Origin of the sequence: Paracraurococcus lichenis (assembly GCF_030657435.1) — a bacterium.
GTDB classification, from domain to species: Bacteria; Pseudomonadota; Alphaproteobacteria; order Acetobacterales; family Acetobacteraceae; genus Paracraurococcus; species Paracraurococcus lichenis.
The window spans coordinates 1-5,166 of record NZ_JAUTWS010000180.1 but is presented as its reverse complement, the minus strand read 5'-3'; the positions used below and the strand labels follow the sequence as shown (position 1 = coordinate 5,166).

Below are 5,166 nucleotides of genomic sequence, written 5' to 3'. Positions count from 1 at the left end.
ACTGCTCCACCCCGCCCGCGGCTTCATAAAACTCGAGGACACCATTGTGGTGACCGAGACGGGCTATGAACCTCTCGGCGATGCTGGGCGAGGTTGGAACCGGGCGGGCTCTCAAGCCTAGAGCAGCCCTGCCGAACTCGCCCGACGGCCTTATTTGCGACGTCCAGGATTTTCTAGCCCGGCGACGAAGCTGCGGCCCATGCGGACCGTCCAGGCGATCGCGGCCATGACCTGGTCGCCGGCCGGTTCCTCCGGCCGGTGCGGCACCGCGAGCACCTGCTACTGCCCGAGGCCGTCGCACAGCCCGCGCGGGCTGGCTGTGCGGGTGCCAGCGTGGGCTTCACCAGGGTGGGGCGAAGCGCCGGGATGACGTTCGGCAGACCGAGCACGCCGAGATGCCGATCACCCACGTCATCGCGCGGCGAGTGTTCGACCGTACGGACCTGCTGCAGCGGGTGCAGGACGCACACGGGGACGGCTTGCTGCTCCTCGGCCGCAGTCGTGACTTCCGCTGACGGCGGGTTCCGCATCGCTGACAGCTGGCGCGGGCTGCGCTGGCTCGGCCGCGGCCCGCCATCCCGTCTACCAACAATACGGGGCGCGGCAGAACGGACGGGCGCGAGGTGTGCAGCAGCAGGCCACGCTCCGTCACCTCTACTTTCGCGTGACGGTACACCGCCAGCGTCAGCCCAAGGTTCTCCAGGAAGGTCGGCCGGAAGTTGTCCATGCGCGCACAGCTGGCGCCGAACTACGCCTTCAGCGCCGCCCAGGGCACGAGTGTGGACTTTGCCAGGGCATGCAGGCGGTAGGCGGGCATCCATGCGGCCGAGCATGAATAGGGCGGGGTAACTCGTGGTCCCCGGAAGCGCCGGAGCGCCGCGCCGAGATCGCTGTTATGCTGATCGCTATTGCCATCACCCCGCCCGGCAGCGCCAATCCGGCTTCGCGTGTGACCCGGTTTAGCACCACGCCCGCCTTCTATCCTTCGCCCCGGCAGCTCAAACTGCGGAAGCCTGCCGCAGTAGGTAGTCCGCGAACTCTTCACGCAGGGCGAGCTTGTTCAGCTTGCCGGTTGCGGTGTGCGGCAGCGCATCGACCACGACGACGGCATCCGGCAGCCACCAGCGGGCGACCGGCCCGTCGTAGAGCGCCAGCACGCTCTCCGCCACCACGCTGCGCCCTGGCTTCGGCACGACCAGGAGCAGCGGCCGCTCCATCCATTTCGGGTGCCGCGCGGCGATGATCGCCGCCTCCGCCACATCCGGGTGCGAGACGGCGATGTTTTCGAGCGCGATCGAGGAGATCCACTCGCCACCCGACTTGATCACGTCCTTGGAGCGGTCCACCATCTCGGCATAGCCCTCCGGGTCGATGGTGGCGACATCGCCGGTGTGGAACCAGCCCTCCGCATCGGCGGCGCCCTCCGGGCCGCGGTTCAGGTACTCCTGGCAGACCCAGTGGCCCCGCGCCTCAAGGTCGCCGAAGGCCATGCCATCCCAGGGCAGTTCCCGGCCCTCGGGGTCCACGATCCGGATGTCGGTGCCGCAGACGGCGCGGCCCTGCTTGAGCCGGAGACGCATGGCCTTCTCAGGCGGAAGATTAGCGGTTGTGGGCTTGGGCGCGTTGAGAGTGACGAGTGGGCTCGTCTCCGTCATGCCCCAGGCGTGCAGCACCTCGACACCCTGGGCGCCCAGGCCCTCGATCATCACCCGCGGCACGGCTGATCCGCCGCTACCCACCCGTCTCAGCGTGGCGAGGCGCCCGCCCGTGGCCTGCAGGTGCTGCAGCACGCCGAGCCAGATGGTCGGCACGCCGGCGGCGAAGGTGACCCGCTCCTCGTTCAGGAACTGCACCAGGCTGGCGCCGTCCAGGTGCCGCCCGGGCAGCACCAGCGCGGCGCCAGCCATCGGCGCGCAGTAGGGCATCGCCCAACCGCAGGCGTGGAACATGGAGGCCGCGGGCAGCACCCGGTCGGTGGCGCGGAAGCCGAAGAAGTCCGCCATGTTGGCGGCGTAGGCGTGCAGCATGGAGGAGCGGTGGCTGTAGAGCACGCCCTTCGGCCGCCCCGTGGTGCCGGAGGTGTAGCAGAGCGCGCTCGCGGTGTTCTCGTCGAAGCGCGGCCAGGCGTAGTTGTCGCCGGCCGCCTCCATCAGGCCCTCGTAGCAGTGCAGCGCCACGCCGGCGGGTAGCGCGATCTCCGGCATCTCCGCCGCGTCGCACATCAGCACCACCGCGCGTAGGCCCGGCACCCGCGGCGCTAGTGCCTCCGCCAGCCGGATGAAGCTCAGGTCGACGAAGAGCACCTCGTCTACGGCGTCGTTCATGATGTAGAGGATGTCCTCGGGCGCGAGGCGCGGATTGACTGTGTGGCAGACCGCGCCCATGCCCGAGATGGCGTAGTAGAGTTCCAGGTGCCTGTAGCCGTTCCACGCCATAGTGGCCACCCGGTCACCCATTCCCACCCCGAGTTGCTGCAGCACGCGGGCCAGCCGGCGCGAGCGCCCCTCCACCGTGGCGTAGTCCGTGCGGTGCAGGCTGCCATCGGGCAGCTTCGAAACCACCTCCGCCCTGCCATGGTGGCGGGCGGCATGGGTGATGATGGTGGAGAGCAGCAGGGGGTGCTGCTGCATCAGGCCGAGCATGGAGGCCTCCCTGGTCCGTTCTCATTTGCCTCGGATTGGCCCCGACGCCAATGGCAGTGCGGCCCGCTCTCGTCCGGACCGAGGAATAGCATGACCCACCATATCCGAAACGAGCTACGGGAATATGGTGCGGTCTGCTCATCTACCGAGGACGCCGGCTCGAACCTGGACGAGGCCAAAAAGTCACCGAGCTGATCGCTTTGAGTGGTTCTGCCTACGTACCGGATCACCCTTGCCCGGCCGCTCTCCTGGCGTACAGAGCTACCGGCGCCGCCATATCCTCTCTGAAGGGGGCGCTGGCAGGGAAGATCCCGGTGACGGCCGCGTGCCCTTAAGCCGCTTGAGACGGCGGAACAGGGCTTTTCCCATTGCGTTTCGTTCGAAGCGTGCCAAGTGCTTGTAAAACGCTCTGCGTCATTTGTGACGGCGCAGCTTCATGTCAGCAAGGAGGCGGCGGTGGCCAAGCAGGACGACGGTACCAAGCCGACGCTTGAAGATGTTGATCGAATGATCCTCGACCATGAGCGCAAAAATGCGGCTGATCAGAGACCGCAGAGTGCGGTCAAGCAGCGCGCCGCAAAGGATCCGGAACCCACCAAGGATGTGCACTTCAAAAAGGGCGAAAGCCTCTGGGACCGCCTCGGCCGCGAGATCGATGCCGCGGATGAGAGCCAGAACAAGAGCTGATCCGGACACTGTAAAGGGCACAGTCAACTTGTCGCCCTCGGGCTGAGCGAGTTGGCATGCTGAGGACAATGCCGGCACGGAGTTCAGGCTGCAGGGGACTGTCGCAGAGTTGGGGGTGAGCTGCAGCAGGTCCGCTGTACCGCCTTCACCGACATCTCTAGATTCCACCCCAAGCCACGCTTTCCGCTGGCTGACCGCTCTCGTCCGCGAGCGTCTGCCGCCCCGTCGCCCCCAATTCTGCGCCGGTCCCGTCTCCCGCACGCTGGCCTGCTGCGCCTCGAGCCCTGAACCACTTTGGCCCTGCTTGGCCGTCAAGGCCCGGTAGAGCCCGAGTGCGAGCGAGCACCGCTGTTCAGCGTCGCCCCCCCCAGATGCTACCGCCAAGCCTCGCTTTGAGGATCAGCCACCCAGCCGGTGCTTGAGTTCTGCCCAACGGTCGACAATAGGCATAACCTTGTCCTTGGTCTCCGCTGGCAAGCTGAACACCACGCGGTCGATCCCGATCTCCTCACAGTACTTCAGGCGGTCGAACTCCTCGGGGACACGGAAGATCGTGATTGGCAGGCTGGCGGGGTCACGTCCAGATTCGGTCGCCATCTGACGAAACTTGCTGATGAGCACGCCGACACCCTCCTTCTCCAACCGATCGGCGCGGGGTATCCATCCATCGCCGTAGCGGATTGCCCGCCGGGCGGCATAAGGGAAAGCACCGCCTACGATGATAGGAGGGTGAGGCTTCTGACGTGGCTTCGGCCATTGCTGCATCTTGTCGAAGTTTACAAATTCGCCGTGGTACTCAGGTTCCTCCTGCGTCCAGATCGCCTTCATCGCCTCGATCCGTTCGCGCGCTAGCTTATGGCGGGAGGCGAAGTCGGTACCGTGGTTCTCGACCTCGTCCTGGTTCCAGCCATTGCCGACACCGAATATGAAGCGGCCCTGCGACAGCTGGTCGATGGTGGAGATCATCTTGGCGGTGACGATGGGGTCGCGCTGTGTGATCAGGGCGATGCCAGTTCCGATCTTGAGGTTTGTCGTGGCCGTCGCCGCTGTATTCAGCGCCAAAAAGGGGTCCATGATGTCGTAGTAGGGACGGATCAGAGCGCCGCCGGCGGGATACTGCGTTTTGCGGGAGGATGGGATGTGAGTGTGTTCGGGCACCCAGAGGGATTCGAAGCCCCGCTCCTCCAGCATTGGCCCGAGTTCGGCAGGCTGCAGGGAGTAGGTCGTGAAAAACATCACGGCACCGATTTTCAGCATGAGGTCTTGTCTCCGGTGTCGCGCGATAGTGCGGCAGGTAGAGAGAAGGCCGTCAAGGCCGGTCCGTCACGCTCTCGAGCTATTCGCCTCCGTGCCTGTGGTCAGCCCTTCCCGTGCGAATGGCCCAGTGCCATCACGCCGCCCAGCAGCGCCAACCCAGCCCCGCGTGTGACCTGGTTTCGAACCACGCCCATGCTCGGCATTGCGTGGGTTAGCGTCAGGGACACCTGCTGGACCTCCATTTCCTGTCGTCGCGGCGCCCGCTCGGTCGGCTTGTTGGCGGAGCCCCAGTAGAACCCTACTGGTACGACCTGGGCTCTGTAGCGAAAAGCCTCAAGAATCCCCTCATTCCAGGCTCAAATGGTGCCGAACATCTCGGTGAAGACGGTCTGTTGCTGGAGCAGCGAGGCGAAACGCGCCATGAGGGGCAAGAGCCTGTGCTCCGGCATGGTGGGGATGAGCTCGTAGAGCATGATCCCTTGGCGGAGCAGCGAATGGGTGCGCCGCTTTGTGGTGCTGGTGCGGAGCATACGGTCGTAGCCGAGTTCCTCACCGGCGGCGCCGAGCAGGGTGAGCAGGA

Annotated in this window: 3 protein-coding genes and 1 pseudogene; 1 reads left to right on the top strand and 3 read right to left on the bottom strand. The window is 65.8% G+C overall.

The features are described from left to right. Positions 1-998 precede the first annotated feature (998 nt). Positions 999-2,642, bottom strand: coding sequence for a long-chain-fatty-acid--CoA ligase (locus Q7A36_RS38180; RefSeq protein ID WP_305109026.1), 1,644 nt, complete (start codon positions 2,640-2,642; stop codon positions 999-1,001). Positions 2,643-3,098: 456 nt separating this feature from the next. On the opposite strand from Q7A36_RS38180, the gene Q7A36_RS38175 reads away from it, so the two are divergent. Continuing rightward, entirely contained in the window at positions 3,099-3,329 is a 231-nt protein-coding gene (locus Q7A36_RS38175) for a hypothetical protein (RefSeq protein WP_305109025.1), read from the top strand. Positions 3,330-3,728: 399 nt separating this feature from the next. Here Q7A36_RS38175 and Q7A36_RS38170 read toward each other — a convergent pair whose 3' ends face one another. Both Q7A36_RS38170 and Q7A36_RS38165 read right to left on the bottom strand, forming a co-directional pair. Further along, a complete protein-coding gene (locus Q7A36_RS38170) occupies positions 3,729-4,586 on the bottom strand; it encodes an LLM class F420-dependent oxidoreductase (RefSeq protein WP_305109024.1) in 858 nt (285 codons plus the stop codon). A gap of 356 nt (positions 4,587-4,942) precedes the next feature. Then, a pseudogene (locus Q7A36_RS38165) lies at positions 4,943-5,166 on the bottom strand (IS4 family transposase); the annotation flags it as partial.